This is a genomic window from Paraburkholderia bannensis (assembly GCF_014200455.1).
Lineage (GTDB): Bacteria > Pseudomonadota > Gammaproteobacteria > Burkholderiales > Burkholderiaceae > Paraburkholderia > Paraburkholderia bannensis_A.
The window spans coordinates 110621-129255 of record NZ_JACHBW010000001.1; the positions used below are offsets into that span (position 1 = coordinate 110621).

At 64.7% G+C, this 18635-nt stretch carries 16 protein-coding genes; 4 read left to right on the top strand and 12 right to left on the bottom strand.

All coding sequences use genetic code 11. The annotated features are described in order from the left end of the window. Positions 1 to 61: 61 nt before the first annotated feature. Positions 62 to 2317, bottom strand: coding sequence for an excinuclease ABC subunit UvrC (uvrC, locus tag F4827_RS00505; protein ID WP_183721024.1), 2256 nt, complete (start codon positions 2315 to 2317; stop codon positions 62 to 64). Positions 2318 to 2522: 205 nt separating this feature from the next. Here uvrC and earP point away from each other — a divergent pair, with 205 nt between their 5' ends. From earP to F4827_RS00525, 4 genes are all read left to right on the top strand, one after another. Continuing rightward, the gene (gene earP / locus F4827_RS00510) at positions 2523 to 3755 is read left to right on the top strand and encodes an elongation factor P maturation arginine rhamnosyltransferase EarP (RefSeq protein WP_183721022.1); all 1233 of its coding nucleotides are present in this window, start codon (positions 2523 to 2525) and stop codon (positions 3753 to 3755) included. Between the two features lie 212 nt (positions 3756 to 3967). Then, the gene (gene efp, locus F4827_RS00515; RefSeq protein WP_183721019.1) at positions 3968 to 4525 is read left to right on the top strand and encodes an elongation factor P; all 558 of its coding nucleotides are present in this window, start codon (positions 3968 to 3970) and stop codon (positions 4523 to 4525) included. Between the two features lie 297 nt (positions 4526 to 4822). Next, complete coding sequence (locus F4827_RS00520; protein WP_183721016.1) at positions 4823 to 5035, top strand: CsbD family protein; 213 nt, start codon at positions 4823 to 4825, stop codon at positions 5033 to 5035. Between the two features lie 512 nt (positions 5036 to 5547). Next, on the top strand, positions 5548 to 6933 hold the full coding sequence (locus F4827_RS00525; RefSeq protein WP_183721013.1) for a sigma-54 dependent transcriptional regulator: 1386 nt from the start codon (positions 5548 to 5550) through the stop codon (positions 6931 to 6933). Between the two features lie 103 nt (positions 6934 to 7036). On the opposite strand, the gene nagZ is transcribed toward F4827_RS00525, so the two are convergent. The 11 genes from nagZ to F4827_RS00580 form a co-directional block, all read right to left on the bottom strand. Next, on the bottom strand, positions 7037 to 8077 hold the full coding sequence (gene nagZ / locus F4827_RS00530; RefSeq protein WP_183721010.1) for a beta-N-acetylhexosaminidase: 1041 nt from the start codon (positions 8075 to 8077) through the stop codon (positions 7037 to 7039). A gap of 62 nt (positions 8078 to 8139) precedes the next feature. Further along, on the bottom strand, positions 8140 to 8547 hold the full coding sequence (gene acpS, locus F4827_RS00535) for a holo-ACP synthase (protein WP_167059029.1): 408 nt from the start codon (positions 8545 to 8547) through the stop codon (positions 8140 to 8142). A gap of 75 nt (positions 8548 to 8622) precedes the next feature. Beyond that, positions 8623 to 9390 carry a pyridoxine 5'-phosphate synthase gene (gene pdxJ, locus F4827_RS00540; RefSeq protein WP_183721007.1) on the bottom strand — a complete coding sequence of 256 codons (768 nt, stop codon included), beginning with the start codon at positions 9388 to 9390 and terminating at the stop codon, positions 8623 to 8625. Further along, the gene (gene recO / locus F4827_RS00545) at positions 9387 to 10208 is read right to left on the bottom strand and encodes a DNA repair protein RecO (RefSeq protein WP_183721371.1); all 822 of its coding nucleotides are present in this window, start codon (positions 10206 to 10208) and stop codon (positions 9387 to 9389) included. Before recO ends, pdxJ begins: the two co-directional genes overlap by 4 nt. A 256-nt stretch (positions 10209 to 10464) precedes the next feature. After that, on the bottom strand, positions 10465 to 11370 hold the full coding sequence (gene era / locus F4827_RS00550; RefSeq protein WP_183721004.1) for a GTPase Era: 906 nt from the start codon (positions 11368 to 11370) through the stop codon (positions 10465 to 10467). Positions 11371 to 11424: 54 nt separating this feature from the next. After that, a complete protein-coding gene (rnc, locus tag F4827_RS00555; RefSeq protein ID WP_183721001.1) occupies positions 11425 to 12519 on the bottom strand; it encodes a ribonuclease III in 1095 nt (364 codons plus the stop codon). Positions 12520 to 12697: 178 nt separating this feature from the next. Further along, on the bottom strand, positions 12698 to 13594 hold the full coding sequence (gene lepB / locus F4827_RS00560) for a signal peptidase I (protein ID WP_183720998.1): 897 nt from the start codon (positions 13592 to 13594) through the stop codon (positions 12698 to 12700). Between the two features lie 32 nt (positions 13595 to 13626). Beyond that, positions 13627 to 15420, bottom strand: coding sequence for a translation elongation factor 4 (gene lepA / locus F4827_RS00565; protein ID WP_183720995.1), 1794 nt, complete (start codon positions 15418 to 15420; stop codon positions 13627 to 13629). A gap of 185 nt (positions 15421 to 15605) precedes the next feature. After that, positions 15606 to 15932 (bottom strand): glutaredoxin family protein, encoded by a 327-nt coding sequence (locus F4827_RS00570; protein WP_183721368.1) that lies wholly within the window; start codon positions 15930 to 15932, stop codon positions 15606 to 15608. A gap of 65 nt (positions 15933 to 15997) precedes the next feature. Beyond that, a complete protein-coding gene (locus tag F4827_RS00575) occupies positions 15998 to 17539 on the bottom strand; it encodes a DegQ family serine endoprotease (protein ID WP_183720991.1) in 1542 nt (513 codons plus the stop codon). Between the two features lie 20 nt (positions 17540 to 17559). Then, on the bottom strand, positions 17560 to 18630 hold the full coding sequence (locus F4827_RS00580) for a MucB/RseB C-terminal domain-containing protein (protein ID WP_183720988.1): 1071 nt from the start codon (positions 18628 to 18630) through the stop codon (positions 17560 to 17562). Positions 18631 to 18635: the final 5 nt, after the last annotated feature.

Genomic DNA, 18635 nt, shown 5'->3' on the forward strand with positions numbered 1-18635 from the left:
CAAACGTAAGGCGCAAACGTCAGGCGGCAAGCCTCATGCAGCCGTGGCAGGGCGCGGGGCATCAATGGAGTTGCTGGTAGATCTGTTCTGCAAGCGCGCGGGAAATGCCTTCGACGCTCGCCAGATCCTCGACGCTTGCGGCCATCACGCCGCGCAAGCCGCCGAAGCGAGCGAGCAGGCGCTGACGCCGCTTCGCCCCCACGCCTTCGAGCTCTTCCAGGCGCGAGGTCTGGCGCGTCTTGCCGCGTTTGGCGCGCATGCCCGTGATCGCGAAACGGTGCGCCTCGTCGCGGATCTGCGCGACCAGCATCAGCGCCGCACTCTCCTTGCCGAGTTCGAGCGGCGCGCGGCCATCGGCGAATACAAGGGTTTCGAGGCCAACCTTGCGCCCCTCGCCCTTCGCCACGCCCACCAGCATCGCAGGGTCGAGTCCCAGTTCCTCGAAGACCTGCCGCGCGATCGCGACCTGTCCTTTGCCGCCGTCGATCAGCACGATATTGGGCAGCAAGCCGCCCGCGGCGATCGGCTCCGCGCCCTCGGGCGACGCGCCCGGTCCGGCGGCCTCGCCTGATGCGGACTGCAGCGTCTGCGCCTCGTCGGTTTCGTTGCGTGCCGATTGCGCGACCATCTTCTCGTAGCGGCGCGTGAGCACCTGGCGCATGGCGGCGTAGTCGTCGCCGCCCGTGATGCCCGTGATGTTGTAGCGCCGGTACTCGCTCGACTGCATCTTGTGATGGTGATAGACCACGCACGACGCCTGGGTCGCCTCGCCCATCGTGTGGCTGATGTCGAAGCACTCGATGCGCAGATGGGCGAGGTCGTCGAGTTCGAGCCCGAGCAGTTGCGCGAGCGTGCGCGTGCGCGCCTGCTGCGAGCCTTGTTCGGACAGCAGGCGTGCGAGCGCGAGCCGCGCGTTCTGCTCGGCCATCGCCAGCCACGCGCGTTTTTGCCCCTGCGGCTGGCGCAGCACCGCGACCTTATGGCCAGCCTGCTCTGACAGCACCTCGACGAGTTCGCGGTTCGCGGGCGGATGGCTCACCACCAGCACCGGCGGCACGCGATTGCCGAAGTAATGCTGGGCGATGAAGGCGTCGAGCACTTCGGATTCGATGCCGGCCGCACGCGGCCTGCGCGTGGACGGCTTCGGCGCGGCGGCCACCTCTTGTTCGGCGTCTTGAGCGTCGAGCACATCGCCCTCCTCGCCGCCTTCCTCCTCACCGCTTTCCTCCTCAAGATCGGCAGCGATGGCGAGCGGATCGGGCTGCTCCGCGGCGTGCGCGCCTGCGTCCCCAGCGTCGCCGGCCTGCGCGTGAGCGGCCGCGCCCGCCACCAGCGCCTTGCGCGCAAGCGAGGGCAGCGATTTCAGCGCCGCCGCCGCGACCACCGTCTCTTCGGCGATTTCCTCGGCCACGCCGCCTTCCTCGTCTGTCAGTGCCCGTTCCACGTGAGCCGGGAAATAGGCCTTGTCGCCCAGATGCCGGCCGCCGCGCACCATCGCCAGATTCACGCAGACGCGCCCGCCCAGCGCCACTACGGCGAGGATATCGACATCGCTCTCGCTGCCGGTCTCGATCGCCTGCTGATGCAGCACGGTCGAGAGCGAACTCATCTGGTTGCGCACCGACGCGGCCTGCTCGAACTTCAGCTCGGCGGCGAACGCGTGCATCTTGGTCTCCAGCTCCTTCATCACCTCGCCCTGACGGCCGAGCAGGAAGCGCGACGCGTTGCTCACATCGCGCGCATAGTCTTCCTGGCTGATCGCCCCCACGCAAGGCGCCGAGCAACGCGCGATCTGATGCAGCAGACAGGGCCGCGTACGGTTGTTGAACACCGAATCCTCGCAGGTGCGCAACTGGAACACGCGCTGCAGGATATGAATGCTCTCGCGCACCGCGTAGGCGCTGGGGAACGGGCCGAAGTACTGGTTACCGCGATCGACCGCGCCGCGGTAGTAGGCCATGCGCGGAAACTTGTGGCCGGTGAGCTTGAGAAACGGATAGGACTTGTCGTCGCGAAACAGGATGTTGTAGCGCGGAGCGAGTGCCTTGATGAGGTTGTTTTCGAGCAGCAGCGCCTCGGCTTCCGAACGCGTCACCGTGGTTTCGATGCGCGCGATGCGCGTGACCATCATGGCGATGCGCGGCGAAAGCTGCGTTTTGGTGAAGTAGCTCGACACGCGCTTCTTCAGATCGCGCGCCTTGCCCACGTAGAGCACCGCGTTCTGCGCATCGTAATAGCGATAGACGCCGGGCAGATGCGGCAACTGCGCGAGCACCTCTTTCGGGTCGAAAACGTCGGGTTCGGTGGAAGCGGTCATCCAGTGGGGCTATGTGAGGCTTGATGAGGCAAGCCGGCCGCCTTCGCGACGCCGTCATGCCGGTGTCCTAGAATCGCAAGTTTAGATCATTCCGTGCGGCCCCGAATCCGCCCGCCGGTGCGCCGACCGGCACACCGGCGACGCAGGAACCGCTGCCGACGACTCCGCCTTCCACGCCCTCGCGCCCCTGCGCTCATTCGCTACCATGCCCCACGACTCACGCCCCCCCCAACCCGCCGACGCAACATCGACGCGCATCGCCTGCGACCTGTTCTGCGCTGTGATCGACAATTTCGGCGATATCGGCGTGTGCTGGCGTCTCGCGCGCCAGCTCGCGCACGAGCACGACTGGGAGGTGCGCCTGTTCGTCGACGATCTCGCGTCGTTCCAGCGCCTGTGTCCCACGCTCGATGCGCAGCGTGCGACACAAAGCGTCGAAGGCGTCGTGATCGAGCACTGGCACGAGCCCACCCATGCGGGCGAGACGCTGCGGATCGCCGATGTGGTGATCGAGGCGTTCGCCTGCGAACTGCCGCCCATCTATATCGCCGCGATGGCCCGGCGCGAACGCAAGCCGGTGTGGTTCAACCTCGAATATCTGAGCGCCGAAGACTGGGTGGCCGACTTCCATTTGCGCCCCTCGCCGCACCCGCGTTATCCGCTGCTCAAGCACTTCTTCTTCCCCGGACTCGGCAAGGGCACGGGAGGCGTGCTCAAGGAGCGCGATCTGGACGCCGCGCGCGCGGCGTTCGAAGCGTCTCCGCAAGCGCGCGACGCCTGGTGGCAAAGCGTCACGGGCGGCCCGCCGCCCGCGCCCGAGGCCACCGTGATTTCCCTGTTCGCCTACGAGAATCCCGCCGTGGACGCGTTGCTCGAACAATGGCGCGACAGCCCCACGCCTATCGTCCTGCTGGTGCCGCAAGGGCGTATCTCCGGAGCGCTGGCGCGCTTTTTCGGCGTGGAATCGTTTGGCGCGGGCATGCGCGCCGAGCGCGGCGCGCTGACCGCGCACGGACTCGCCTTTACGGAGCAACGCGGCTACGACGCGCTGCTGTGGGCCAGCGACCTGAACTTCGTGCGCGGTGAGGATTCGTTCGTGCGCGCGCAATGGGCCGCGCGCCCGTTCGTCTGGCACATCTATCCCCAGGGCGACGACGCCCATCTGCCCAAGCTGGACGCCGCGCTCGAACACTACGCCAGCACACTCGACGAAGCGCCGCGGCGCGCGCTCGAACAGTTCTGGCACGCATGGAACGGCAACTGCGCGCAAGACGGCCACGCCGCCGCCGAATCGAACGCGGCGCGCGCGAACTGGAACGATTTTGCCCGGCATTTGCCCGTCTACAGGGCGCGCGCGCAGGCGTGGGCGCACGAGCTGGCGCAGGCCGGCGATCTCGGCGGAAATCTAGCCGAATTCGCAAAAAGTCAGTTAAAATAAGCGGTTACCCGACGGCAGTCGTCTCAAGCGTTTCGGAATCGGGTTCCGAGCGGTATTTACTGTGTGATTCACTGCGGGACTCCCAGCGGGTTCACCGCATCGAACCCACCGCCGCTCCCTGAAAGCAGGGAGCGCGCGGCTAACGCGAATCGCTTGCGACGTTTGCCGTCGCGCACACTCAAAGCTATTTAATCTGGACAGGACAGTTTTTTATGAAGACCGCACAGGAACTCCGCGTCGGCAACGTCGTCATGATCGGCAACGACGCCATGGTCGTGCAGAAGGCCGAGTACAACAAGTCGGGTCGTAACTCGGCTGTCGTGAAGATGAAGTTCAAGAATCTGCTGACCGGCGCAGGCATGGAAACGGTCTACAAGGCCGACGACAAGTTCGACGTCGTGGTCCTCGAACGCAAGGAAGTGACGTACTCGTACTTCGCTGACCCGATGTACGTGTTCATGGACGCCGACTACAACCAGTACGAAGTCGAAGGCGAGATGATGGGCGACGCCCTCAACTACCTCGAAGACGGCATGGCTTGCGAAGTCGTGTTCTACAACGAGAAGGCGATCTCGGTCGAACTGCCGACGGTCCTCGTGCGCGAAATCACGTACACGGAACCGGCTGTCAAGGGCGACACGTCGTCGGGCAAGGTCCTGAAGACCGCCAAGCTGAACACCGGCTTCGAACTCCAGGTGCCGCTGTTCTGCAACATCGGCGACAAGATCGAAATCGACACGCGTACGAACGAGTACCGCAGCCGCGCCTGAGGCATCCGGCAACACCCATGCGGCGCATCATGCGCCGCACGGCTGTGAGTAGGCAGCCGAAACGCGAATTTCCATGCGTGGCGGATGCAATCGTAAAAGCGCCCCTCGGGGCGCTTTTTCTTTTTTTCCCGAACGTGTATGTTTGTGACTGCATGGGAAAACCTTACCGGTCTAGCAGTCGCCTGAAATTGCCGCATGGTGCAGCAGCAAGGCCAGGCGCTCATGGCATGGTTTCTGCTGGTTGTCTTTTGAGATAGCGCGCGAGCGCGTCCTTCAATCGAAACCAGGAGAAACACGATGAACAACGACATCGCAGCAGGCAAGTGGAAGCAACTGATCGGCAAGGCCAAGGCTGCATGGGGCGAGTTGACGGACGACGAACTCACCAAGGCCGAAGGACGCGCCGATCGCCTCGCAGGCTTGATCCAGGAGCGCTATGGCAAGACGCGTGACGAAGCGGAACTGGAAGTGAAGCGCTGGTTCGATGCGCATCGGCCGTTCGACGAGTGAGCCTGTCGGCGACTTGGGCGCATCGGCTGGCGACGAATTGACTGGCAATCGAGTAGCAAAGCAGGACTAACAAAGCAGGTTACAGGTTGGTCCGCGACAACCGCGGCTCGCATGCGCGACACGGTTGCCGACGGACCTGCAGCATGGGGGTAGTACGGCCCACGTCGCCACGCGACGTCGGGGTCTGCGCGCCGAGCAAGGCGCGACTGGTGTGCGGGCGAATGACGTCAAACCGGATCGGTGAGCGCTTAATCGACTCAGGAAGCGCCTCCGGCGATTCGAAAAAATCCGCAGCCAGCGCAGTCTGCAACGTGCCAATCTGGGGAGGACCGGAACTGAACAATCTGGATCGAGACACGCAGGTGTTCTCGGTGACTAATTCCGCATCGTGCCGCGCCCTGTCGCGCCGCTACGTCGCGCCTGTCGCACCGTGCCGCGACCCGGCGTGTACGGTCGCGTCGGTACGGTCGCTTTGCGCTCCGTTTCTCGCCCATCGGTAAGCCGATTCCGCCATGCCACACGCCCTGATTGTCGAAGACGATCCTAATAGCCTGTCAGGCCTCTCCGCCATCCTGGCCGCCGACGGTTTCTCCGTCGACACCGCTGCCACTCTGGCCGACGCGCGCGCCGCACTCGGACGCTTCATCCCCGATGTCGTGCTCGTCGACCTGAATCTGCCCGATGGCGGCGGCCTCGAACTGTTGCCCCACCTGCCCGCCCAGCCGCCCGGCGGCGCGCTGCCCGTGATCGTGATGACCGGCAACGCGACGGTCGAAAGCGCGATCGAAGGCCTGCGCCACGGCATCTGGGACTACCTGCTCAAACCCGTCAACATTCCGCGCCTGCGCAGCCTGCTCGCGCGCATCCCGCGTCCGTACGAGCTGACCGAAGAGGTCCGCACGCTGCGCGAAAACCTGCGCCTGCTCGGCCGCTTCGGCCCGATGCTCGGGCGCAGCAGCGCGATCCAGCACGTCTACGACGCGATCGAGCAACTCGCGCCCACGGAATCGGCGATCCTCGTGCACGGCGAGCCCGGCACCGGCAAGGAAGTCGCGGCGCGCACGCTGCATCAGTTGAGCCGTCGCCGCAAGGGGCCGTTCGTGGTGTGCGACGCGCGCTCGCTGGCCGCCGAAGCCGCCAGCGGTCGCCCGCTGGCAAGCATCCTGTTCGGCCATGAGCGCGGTGCGTTCAATGGCGCCGAGCAGCGCGAACCGGGTCTGGTCGATCAGGCAAGCGGCGGTACGCTCTTCATCGACGAACTCACCGAGCTGCCGCGCCAGCAGCAGGAAGCGCTGCTGCGCGCGCTCGACTCGCAGACCTTCATGCGCGTGGGCGGCAGCAGCGAAGTGGGCACCGATTTCCGCCTCATCGCCGCCACTCGCGCAGTGCCGCGCGACGCCGTGCAGCAGGGCATGCTGCACGAAGACCTGTGGCTGCGCCTCGACGCGGCGTCACTGCAACTGCCGCCGCTGCGCGAGCGCGAGGAAGACGCCGCGCTGCTCGCCGCAGCCTGCGTCGACGAACTGAATCTGGACGCGCATACGCGTGGCCTGACGGGCATCACGCGGCTCGTGGCGCCCTCCTTCGTGCGCGAGTGTCTGGCCTACGACTGGCCCGGCAATGTGCGCGAGCTTCACGAACGCGTGAAACGCGCCTGGCATGCCTCGGGCGACGTGCTCGAAACACTGCAGGCCGAGGAAGGCAGCGGCGCGTCGAGTCGCGATGCCAATGGCGGCCGCGTGCAGGTGACGGTGGGCACGCCGCTCGCCGATGTCGAGGAAATGCTGATCCGCGCCACGCTCGATGCAGTGGGCGGCACGCGCCATCGTGCGGCTTCGCTGCTCGGCATCAGCCCAAAGACGCTCTACAACAAGTTGCAGCGCATGCGCCTCAACTGACGGAAATCAGCTGAACGCCACGCACGCGAAAACGGCGGCCCTTCGTGATCGAAGGCGCCGCCGTTTGGCTTTCAGCGCGGCAGGTGTGCCGCGCCGCGTTCAATCAGGGCATCACGCTGCGCAATAGCGCCAGGGCCGACAGATAGGCCGGATCGGCTAGCAGCTTGTCCCAGCTCAGCGCCTTGCCGCGCCCCTGGAGCTTTTTGATGCGTTTCGCGGACGCCTTGCGCTCGCGAGACGGTTCCTCGGAGCGCAGCGCGTCGAGCACCTTCTCCGCTTCGTGCGGCTGGTTACAGATCAGCACCATGTCGCAGCCCGCCTCCAGCGCGGCGCGTGCGCCTTCGGTCAGCGTGCCACCCTGGCGCGCCGCTTCCATCGACAGATCGTCGCTAAAAATCGCGCCCGTGAAACGCAGACGATCGCGCAGGATCTCCTGCACCCAGATGCGCGAGAAGCCGGCCGGTCGGGCATCGACCTTCGGATAGATCACGTGGCCAGGCATCGCCGCCGCTAGCGACAGACCGAGCCAGTCGTAAGGCTGCGCATCTTCGCCAAGAATCGATTCGAGCGGACGCTCGTCCACCGGCACCGCGACGTGCGAATCGGCGCTCGCGAAACCGTGCCCGGGGAAATGCTTGCCGCAGTTCGCCATCCCCGCGAGCGCGAGCCCGTGATTCAGGCTCTTGGCGAGCAGGGTGACGACGCGCGGGTCGCGATGGAACGCGCGGTCACCCACCACTTTCGACTGGCCGTAGCCCAGATCGAGCACCGGCGTGAAGGACAGGTCGATGCCGCAGGCGCGCAGTTCCGCCGCCAGAATGTAGCCCACCGCGGTCGCGAGCTTGGTGGCGAGCAGCACATCCTTGTCCCAAAGCGCGCCCAGGCGCCCCATCGCGGGCAGCACGGTGAAACCATCGGTGCGAAAGCGCTGCACGCGGCCGCCTTCGTGGTCCACCGCGATAAGCAGATCGTTGCGCACTGCGCGGATCGCATCGGTGAGCGCGACGAGCTGCGCGCGGTTCTCGTAGTGGCGCGCAAACAGGATCACGCCGCCGGTGGAGGGATGCGCGAGGCGGCGCACGTCGTCATCGTTGAGCGTGGTGCCGACCACGTCGAGCATGACGGGTCCGGGAATTCGTTTCATCGATTTTTCGTTCTTTGAAGCCGCGCGGCAAGTCAAGCACGTGGCCGCGCGGCGGATGGGATTCAGCGCTGCGGTTGATCGGTCTCGGCGATCACGAACGAGACGGCATAGTCGCGCTCGTCGGTGATCGTGACCTGCGTGGTGATGCCGCGCTCCTCCAGCCAGAGCGCAAGTTCCCCCGAGGCCACCATATAAGGCTTGCCGCCTGGTGCGTTGAGCGTCTGCACGGCGCGCCAGGTCATCGGCATATGGATGCCCAGGCCGATCGCCTTCGAGAAGGCTTCCTTCGCGGAAAAGCGCGTGCACAGATACGCGAGGCCGCGTACTTCCGAGCGCGCCTTGCGCGCGTGGTACACCTTGAGCTCGTCGGGGCCGAGGATGCGCTCGGCAAAACGTCCGCCGGTGCGCTCCATCGTCGCCGCGACGCGGCTGATCTGGATGATGTCGGTGCCGATGCCGTAGATCGCCATGCGTTCCTCTTTGTGCGTCGTCGTGCGTCGTGATTCGCTGTGATTTGTCGTGGTTGGCTTCGAGAGCAGCCGGACTCAGCCGCGCGTGGCGGCGAGGCGCGCCGCCACCATGATCGCCTTCATCTCGCGCACCGCGTTCTCCCAGCCCGCGAAGATCGCATGCGCGACCACGGCGTGGCCGATATTGAGTTCATGGATGCCTTCGATGGCCGCGATCTGCTGCACGTTGGTGTAATGCAGGCCGTGGCCCGCGTTGACCTTGATGCCCAGACCCACGCCGCAATTCACGCCCGCCACCACGCGCTCGTATTCGCGCTGCTGTTCGGCGGCTTCGTGCGCTTCGGCGTAGCGGCCCGTGTGCAGCTCGATCACCGGCGCGCCGGCTTCCTGCGCGGCGCGAATCTGCGTTTCATCGGCGTCGATGAACAGCGACACGCGGATGCCCGCATCGGCCAACTGGCGGCATGCGGCCTTGACGGCTTCGAACTGGCCCGCCACGTCCAGACCGCCTTCGGTCGTCAGTTCCGCGCGCTTTTCGGGCACGAGGCAAACGTCATGCGGCTTGATCTCGCAGGCGATGTCGAGCATTTCAGCCGTCACCGCGCATTCCAGGTTCATGCGTGTCTTGAGCAGCGGACGCAGCTTGCGCACGTCGGCATCGACGATGTGACGGCGGTCCTCGCGCAGATGCAGCGTGATCGCATCGGCGCCCGCTTCTTCGGCAAGCAGCGCCGCGCGGATCGGATCTGGATAGGCCGTGCCGCGCGCGTTGCGCAGCGTGGCGACGTGGTCGATGTTGATGCCGAGGTCGATCACGTTGGGCGAAGTCAGGAAGAAGCTCATAGGTTCTGCAGGTCGATCAGGATCTGGCGCGTCGCGAGCGGCGTGCCGCCAAGGTAAGTGTTCAGCAGGAAACGCATCAGCGCCTTGCTCTGCGCGACGGTCTGGGGTCGATGGTAATCGTCCTCTTCCATATCGAGCAATGTCTGGCCCGACAGCACGGGCCACTGCGCGGGCCATTCGGCGGACGCCTCGCGCACGCCGCGCTCGGGATCGAACACGTAGCGGCCTTCGGCCACCACGGTCCTGCGATTGACGGTGCGGTTGAGCGCCAGCGCGTAGCCGGTGTCGCGCAGCAAGACGCGCTCGAACGAACGCAGCACCTGCACGGCCGGCAGATCGTGCGCGAGGCGCGTGAGCGTGACGACGTAATGATTGAAGAGCCCGGGATGCGGGTCTTCGCGGGCGAGAAACTTGACCAGCAGCTCGTTGACGTAGAAGCCGCACAGCAGCGCGTCGCCCGCCAAAGGCAGCATGCCGCCCACCCATTCAGCGCCGGTGAGCGTGCGCACTTCGCCCTTGCCGGTCCAGTTCAGCGTGAGCGGCTGGAAGGTCTGCAGCACACCGCGCAAGGCCGAGTGCGGACGCTTCGCACCCTTCGCGACCAGCGCGACGCGGCCATGATCGCGCGAGAGCACGTCGATGATGAGGCTGGTTTCGCGGTACGGATAGCTGTGCAGCACGAAGGCGGGCTGCTCGGAAACGCGATAATCCGATGCCGCGCTGCGTGAAGCGCGCGGTAACTGCGAGCGTGCGGTGGTTTTGCGCGGAGTACGGGCATCCGGACGGCGTTCGAGCGTGGCATCGGCGCCTTCGCTCATGTCGCGCTCGCCCGCCGACGACGCGCGCGTGCGGTTGCCGCCGCTGCCACTTTTCGCGCTGGATGCGCGGCGCGCGCGCGTGGCGCCGCCGCCGGGCGATTCGAACCCGGCATCGGCGGCGTCGTCGGCGCCCGCGTCGGGCGCGGACCAGTCGTCGTTCAGGGTTCCGGCCTCGCCGTCACTCATGCCCGCTCACTCGCACCTTGAGATTGCTGTCGCTGGGTTGCTGTCGCTGTCGAGGCGGCGCGGTCGCGCCTTACTCGTAGCCGTAGGCGCGCAGGCCAGCTTCGTTGTCGGCCCAGCCGCTCTTCACCTTCACGAAGGTTTCGAGATACACGGGACCGTCGAAAAGCTTTTCCATGTCGAGACGCGCTTCGGTGCTGATCTGCTTGAGCTTGGCGCCCTTCTGGCCGATCACCATGGCCTTCTGGGTGTCGCGCTCGACCAGGATGGTGGCGAAGATGCGGCGCAGACGCCCTTCCTGCTCGAACTTGTCGATGATCACGGTGCTGGTGTACGGCAGTTCGTCGCCGGTCCAGCGGAACACTTTTTCACGCAGGATTTCTGCGGCGAGGAAGCGTTCGCTGCGATCGGTCAGATCGTCTTCGCCGTAGATCGGTTCGCCTTCGGGCAGATAGGGCTTGAGCGTCTCCAGCAGACGCTTGATGTCGTCGACGTTCTTGGCCGACAGCGGCACGATCTCGCGGAAATCGCGCAGCTTCTGCACTTCCTGGATAAACGGATAGAGCGTGGCCTTGTCCTTGACGACATCGATCTTGTTGGCGATCAGAATCGTGGGGGCGTTCGGCGGAATCAGGTCCAGCACGCGCTGGTCGTCCGGGCCAAACTTGCCCGCTTCGATCACGAACAGCACGGCATCGACGGAACTCAGCGTCGAGGTCACGGCGCGGTTCAGCGAGCGATTGAGCGCCGTGCTGTGACGCGTCTGGAAGCCCGGCGTATCGACGAAGATGTACTGCGCGTCTGCCGTCGTGTTGATGCCGGTGATGCGGTGGCGCGTGGTCTGCGCCTTGCGCGAGGTAATGCTGATCTTCTGGCCGACGAGCGCATTCATCAGCGTGGATTTGCCGACGTTCGGACGGCCGACGATCGCGACCATGCCGCAGCGGAAGCCGGCAGGAGTGGTGGTAGGTGCGTTCATGATCGGACCAGGAAAAGAAAACGGGGCGCGCAGTTGTTGCGCGCCCGGGTGGAATCAGTGGCCGGCATCGGCCGCGCGCACGGGCACGGCCGCGCCGATGTCGGCGCTGGTTTCGGCGGTGCCGGACGACGTCTTGTCGTCCTGGGCGCCATGTTGCGTCTCACGATTGCGCGAAACACGCGATGCGATCGAGGCGGCCGAAGGCACGGCGTCGAAGCGGTCGGCCTTTTCAGCGCCCTTTTCAGCGGCTTTGTCCTGCACATGCGCGGCACGGATCACCGCGAGCGGCGCGGCTTCTGTACTCGCTGCCGCCGCGGCAGCCGCAGCAACGGTTGTCGGGCGTTCACCGCGCGCACGGCGCTCCGGCGCACGCAGATCGAGTGCGCCCTGCACGCCGGTCACACCCGGCACGACTTCAAGCTCGGCCTTGGGCGCGCGTGCACCTTTCGAGCGACGCGGCTTGGCGACCAGCGCGGGAGCCGCGGCCATCACCTCGTCGAGCGCCTTCTTCGCGGCGGCCTGCTCGGCCGCGCGACGGCTTGCGCCCGAACCCGACACTTTCACATCGAGCTTGGGCACCGTGCATTCGACTTCGAACTGCTGATTGTGCGCCGCGCCATGGGTCGCCACCACCGTATAGGTGGGCAGCGCGATCTTGTGGCCTTGCAGGTATTCCTGCAGCAGCGTCTTGGAGTCTTTGCCGAGCGTGCGCGGGTCGATGTGATCGAGGATCGGCACGTAAAGGCGTTTGATGACCGTCTGGGCGGCGTCGAAGCCGCCGTCGAGGAAAATCGCACCGAAGATGGCTTCCAGCGCATCAGCCAGGATGGACGGGCGGCGGAAGCCGCCGCTGCGCAGTTCGCCTTCGCCCAGACGCAGGCCATCGGCAATATTCAGGGCCTGAGCGATTTCGTACAGCGACTGCTGCTTGACCAGATTCGCGCGCACGCGCGATAGATCGCCTTCGTCCAGCTTGCCAAAACGTTGGAACAATAGGGCCGCCACCGCGCAATTCAGAACCGAATCACCGAGAAATTCGAGGCGTTCGTTATGCGTGGCACTGTGACTGCGGTGGGTGAGAGCCTGGCGCAACAATTCCGCATTGCGAAATTCGTAGCGCAGCCGGCTTTCCAACGGAGATTGGGGCATGGGCAGAGTATAACGCGCCCGCCGCCCCCAGCGAAAACGCGGGGCGGCGGGCGAAAAACCGTAATGAAGCGGCGTTGCCGCGGGTTCTTCAAGTAGCGCGCGAAGATGCGTGGCGCGTAGCGATCGAATTGAGCATCAACCAGGCATCAATCGTCACGCGCACAGCGCACGATGCGTGTTACTCGAACGAACCGATGCGCTTCAGGCTGCTGAAGTTCATCCAGATGAAGAACGCGCGGCCGACGATATTCGCGTCGGGCACGAAGCCCCAGTAGCGGCTGTCCGCGCTGTTGTCGCGGTTGTCGCCCATCATGAAGTAATGGCCGGCCGGCACCTTGCAGATCACGCCGCGGGCGTTGTACTGACAGTTGTCGCGATACGGATAATCATCCGCGCCGACCACGAACGGCGGCACGGCGGGGTTGTTCAAGATGTTGTTCTTGCGGCCATGGCCAAGATCTTCCGTGAACTGCTTCGCGTAACCAATGCGCTCTTCGTCGAAGTAATCGGCCTGGGGTGTTTCAGGCACCGGCTGGCCGTTGATCGTGAGCTGCTTGTCCTGATACGCCACCACGTCGCCCGGCAGGCCGATCACACGCTTGATGTAGTCGACCGACTCGTCCTTCGGGTAGCGGAACACCACCACGTCGCCACGTTCGAGCGGACGGCCCTGCGTGATCTTCGTGTTGGTGATCGGCAGGCGAACGCCGTAGTCAAACTTGTTCACGAGGATGAAGTCGCCCACCAGCAGCGTGGGCACCATCGATCCCGAGGGAATCTTGAACGGTTCCACCACGAACGAACGCACGAGGAACACGACCAGGATAACCGGGAAGAAGCTCGCCGTGTATTCAAGCCACCACGGCTGGCGCAGCTTTTCGTTACGCAGGTTCTGACGCGTAACCGGCGCATTTTCGTCGGCGAAACGCTCGCCCACACGTTGCTGCTGCCGGTCGAACTCGGCAACGGCCGCATCGGCGGCGAGGCGCCGGCGTGGCATGAAAACCAGCTTGTCTGCAACCCACGCGATGCCCGTCAAGATGACGAGCACAAAAAGGATCAGCGCAAAATTCATGTAGTGGTCCGTTGTTCGGCTTATTTGCGGGCTTATTTATCTTCTACGCGCAGAATCGCAAGGAAGGCTTCCTGCGGAATTTCCACGGAGCCAACCTGCTTCATGCGCTTCTTGCCTTCCTTCTGCTTCTCAAGGAGCTTCTTCTTACGCGAGATGTCGCCGCCATAGCACTTGGCCAGCACGTTCTTGCGCAGTGCCTTGATGTTCTCGCGCGCGATGATGTGCGCGCCGATCGCAGCCTGAATCGCCACGTCGTACATCTGGCGCGGAATGATCTCACGCATCTTCGCCGCCACTTCGCGGCCGCGATACTGCGACTGCGAACGGTGCACGATGATGGACAGCGCATCGACCTTCTCGCTGTTGATCAGCATGTCGACCTTCACGACGTCCGCGTTGCGATATTCCTTGAACTCGTAGTCCATCGACGCATAGCCGCGCGACACCGACTTCAGGCGATCGAAAAAGTCGAGCACGATTTCCGCCATCGGGATTTCGTACGTCAGCTGCACCTGACGGCCGTGGTACTGCATGTTGATCTGGCTGCCGCGCTTCTGCGTACAAAGCGTGATCACCGAACCCACATAGTCCTGCGGCATGTACAGGTTGACCGTGACGATAGGCTCGCGGATTTCAGCGATCTTCGAAGGCTCCGGCATCTTCGCCGGGTTCTCGACCTTGATCAGCGTGCCGTCGGCCTGCACGACTTCATAGACCACGGTGGGCGCCGTGGTGATGAGATCCATGTCGAACTCGCGCTCCAGCCGCTCCTGCACGATTTCCATGTGCAAGAGGCCCAGGAAGCCGCAGCGGAAGCCGAAGCCCAGCGCCTGCGACACTTCCGGCTCGTACTGCAGCGAGGCGTCGTTGAGTTTGAGCTTTTCGAGCGATTCGCGCAGCGCGTCGTACTGGTTCGCCTCGACCGGATAAAGACCCGCGAACACCTGTGGCTTGACTTCCTTGAAGCCGGGCAGCGGCTCCGGCGCGGGACGGTTCACGAGCGTGACGGTATCGCCCACCTTGGTGGCGGCGAGTTCCTTGATGCCCGCGATGATGAAGCCCACCTGCCCCGCCGACAGCGATTCCAGGTCGCGCGACTTCGGCGCGAACACGCCGACGTGCTCGACCGGATACTGGGCGCCGGTGGCCATCAGCTTGATCTTGTCCTTCGGACGCAGCGTGCCGTTGACGATACGCACGAGCATGACCACGCCGACGTAGTTGTCGAACCACGAGTCGATGATCAGCGCCTGCAACGGCGCTTCAGGGTCGCCCTTGGGCGGCGGCACCTTGGCGATGATCGATTCGAGCACGTCCTCCACGCCGAGGCCGGTCTTCGCGCTGCAGCGCGTGGCGTCGGTCGCGTCGATGCCGATCACGTCCTCGATTTCCTCGATGGCGTTTTCGGGATTGGCGGCGGGCAGGTCGATCTTGTTGAGCACCGGCACGACTTCCACGCCGAGTTCGATCGCCGTGTAGCAGTTCGCCACGGTCTGCGCTTCCACGCCCTGACTGGCGTCGACGACAAGCAGCGCGCCTTCGCACGCTGACAGCGAGCGGCTGACTTCGTAGGAGAAGTCGACGTGGCCCGGCGTGTCGATCAGGTTCAGGTTGTAGACCTTGCCGTCACGCGCCTTGTACGCGAGGGCGGCGGTCTGCGCCTTGATCGTGATGCCGCGCTCGCGCTCGAGATCCATCGAGTCGAGCACCTGCGCTTCCATTTCGCGGTCGGACAAGCCGCCGCACAGTTGGATGATGCGATCGGCGAGCGTCGACTTGCCATGGTCGATGTGCGCAATGATCGAGAAGTTACGAATATGATCCATTCAGTGCCGATCAAGCGAAAAAGGCGCGCCCCAACGATAGCTGGGCACGCCTCGTAAACAGATGAAAAACCGAACTATTTTAGCCGAAAAGGGGTGTCACAGGCGAACCCTGCGTTGAACTCCTGCAGGTGTTGTGCCAGGGACGTGACCTTACGGCCGGGTTGACGAGCGACAAAAACGCTTCGTCAGGTCCCGCTCGGCGGCTTTTGTGGCACGTAGGGCGCGTCGGCGCTCAGTCCCAGCGTGGCGCGCACGCGCGCCTCGTCCAGGCGATAACGACACAGTTCGATGCCGTCACAGACCAGCACCGGCACCAGTTCGTCGTAGCGCGCGACGAGTTCGGGGTCGGAATCGACATCGATCACATCGAGACGCGCGCCCGCCGCCACGGTTAGCGGTTCGAGCGCTTCGCGCATTTCCTCGCAGAGATGGCACCACGCCCGGCCGTAGAGGACCAGATGCGCGCTTGCGCGCGCCACCGCGCGAGGCTGGGTGGCGGTCGAGGTGCGCATGGGCGTGCTGGGCATGGTGCTGACTCGCTTGCTTTTGCTTCTATTGTTTAGATTCTATTACTGGCTTATTTCTGCGCCGGACCGCGCGGGCGGATCGGCACGAACTGCGTATTGTCGCCCCGACGCACGAGAATCGCGACCATCTTTTGCGGGTCCAGATGCGCGGTGACGTCCTGGAACTGCTTCGCGTTGGCGATATCGGTGTCGCCCACGCGCAGGATGATGTCGCCCTTTTGCAAACCGGCGCGCGCCGCCGGACCGTCCACCGAATCGACCACCACGCCACCCTTGATCTTGAGCTGGCTCAACTGGTCGGCCGGAATATCCGTGACCGAAAGACCCAGCGCGTTGGCCGCGCGCGGCTTCGGCTCCGGTGCCTTCTTCTGGTCGGCTTTGGCGCCCTTGTCCGTCTGCATTTCTGCGATCGTGATCGGCAGATCGCGCGTCTGTCCCTTGCGCCAGACCGTCACGGTCGCCTTGCTGCCCGGCTTGGTGTCGCCCACCATACGCGGCAGATCGGTCGCGGTGTCCACCGACTGGCCGTTGAACTTCAGGATGATGTCGCCCGGTTGAATGCCCGCCTTCTCGGCCGGGCCGCCCGGTTCGACGCTCGACACCAGCGCACCCTGCGCCTTGGGCAGGCCGAGCGAATCGGCCACGTCCTTGGTCACTTCGCCGATCGCCACGGCGATACGGCCGCGCGTTACCTTGCCCGTGGACTTGAGCTGATCGGCCACGCGCATCGCCTCGTCGATCGGGATCGCGAACGAGATACCCATGAAGCCGCCCGTGCGGCTATAGATCTGCGAGTTGATGCCGATCACCTCGCCCTGCATGTTGATGAGCGGGCCGCCCGAGTTGCCGGGGTTCACGGCCACATCCGTCTGGATGAACGGCAGATAGTCGCCGGTGTCACGCCCCTTGGCGCTGACGATGCCGGCGGTCACGGTGTTTTCGAGGCCGAACGGCGAGCCGATGGCCACCACCCACTCGCCCACGCGCACCTTGTTCGAATCGCCGACGTTTACGGCCGGCAGATTGTTGGCCTGGATCTTGACCACGGCGACATCCGTGCGGTCGTCGACGCCGATCAGTCTGGCCTTGAATTCGCGCTTGTCGGTGAGCGTGACATAGATGCTGTCGGCGTCGTCGACGACGTGCGCGTTGGTCATCACGTAGCCGTCGCTCGTCATGATGAAGCCCGAACCGACGCCGCTGTTTTGCTCGTCGCCGTTATCCGGGCCGGAATCCTGGCCGCCCTGGCTGCCTTGACCACCCTGGCCGCCCTGCCCGCCGCGCGGCGACTGACCGCCCTGACCGCCCTGACCGCCCTGCGGCCCCTGCGGCAACGGAATGCCAAAGAAGCGACGGAAGAATTCCGACATGTCGCCGTTATCCATTCCCGGTGGCAGCGCGCCGCCACCCTGCGAAAGCGTCACGCGCGTGGTGGTGCGGATATTGACCACCGACGGACCCACCTTGTCCACGAGATCGGTGAAGTCTGGCAGATTGGCAGCAGGCGCCGCCGCTGCCACCTGCGGGGCGAGAGGCAGGCACACCGCCACCACTGCGGCCGCGAAGAATTTGCGCAGCGGGAGGATCGTCATATCGTAGTCGGCCGAAGGAGTTACTTGGGAGCCTTGTATTCTATGGCAGACGCGAATTGCTGCAACGTCGCCTGGGGCACTTCGCCAAGCAAAGTGATCCAGTAATCGCCGTTACGCTTCACCAGCACGTGGGTCGCGCCGTTGCTGCCCGCGCCTTCCTTGCGGCTGTTGTGCTCGACCGGCTCGACGAACACCGAGACGGCGGACAGGCCATCTGAAAACACGGCCTGATCGACCGGGATCGGCGGCTCGCTGGCGTCGCGCGCGGCCATCGGGCGGCGCAGTTCGCGGATCTTGACGAAGCCCGGCACGGTTTGCGCGAAGTTCCAGCCCTGCGCTTGCATATCGACGGTTTGCAGCGGCGGCCGCACCACCGTCCAGCCGGCGATGTTACGCATGCCGGCTGCAATCGGCGCCTTATCGACCGGCACGCCAATGCTCACCTGCGTAAAGGAGAGCTGCTGGAGCACCTGGCCGTTCGACGGATCGAGCGTCTGCGAGCGCAGCAGCAAACCGGTCTTCGCGTCCGCCCACAGCTTGTAGGCGAAGCGGTAAGCGTCCTTGGGATCGAGTTCGATGACCTGGCTGTCGATGCCGGCCACGCGGTCAGTGCCGAGCATCTTCGGCTCGTAGACGGCCAACACCTGCTCGCCGCTGGTGCCCAGCAACGCCGGGAACGCGTCCTTGTTCTGGCGTTTTTCGACCACGCAGAGCTTGCGCTCGGGCACGAAGGTGTAGAGATCGTCGTTGTGGCGCAGCATCTTGCGCGGCTTGCCGTCGAGGCTTTCGAGCTGCTCAAACTCGCCGTCGCTCTTCGTCGCGTAGTGCGTGATGCGCGACGACTGCACGTAGTTGCCGCGCTGATAGACGAAGGTACCGATGTAATTCTGCTGCTGGGCGGCCTGCTGGATGCGGTCGAGCCACTGCGCAGCGCTCTGGCGCGTGGCCGGATCCGTTACGGAAACGGCCGACGTGCCTTGTGCGTGCGCACGCGTGGCGGCGGACATCGCGGTGAACATCACGGCTGCGCAGCACAGGAATGCCGGCAACCGCCCCCAGAATGCATTGTTATTCAACCGCAATGTCTGCATCAGAC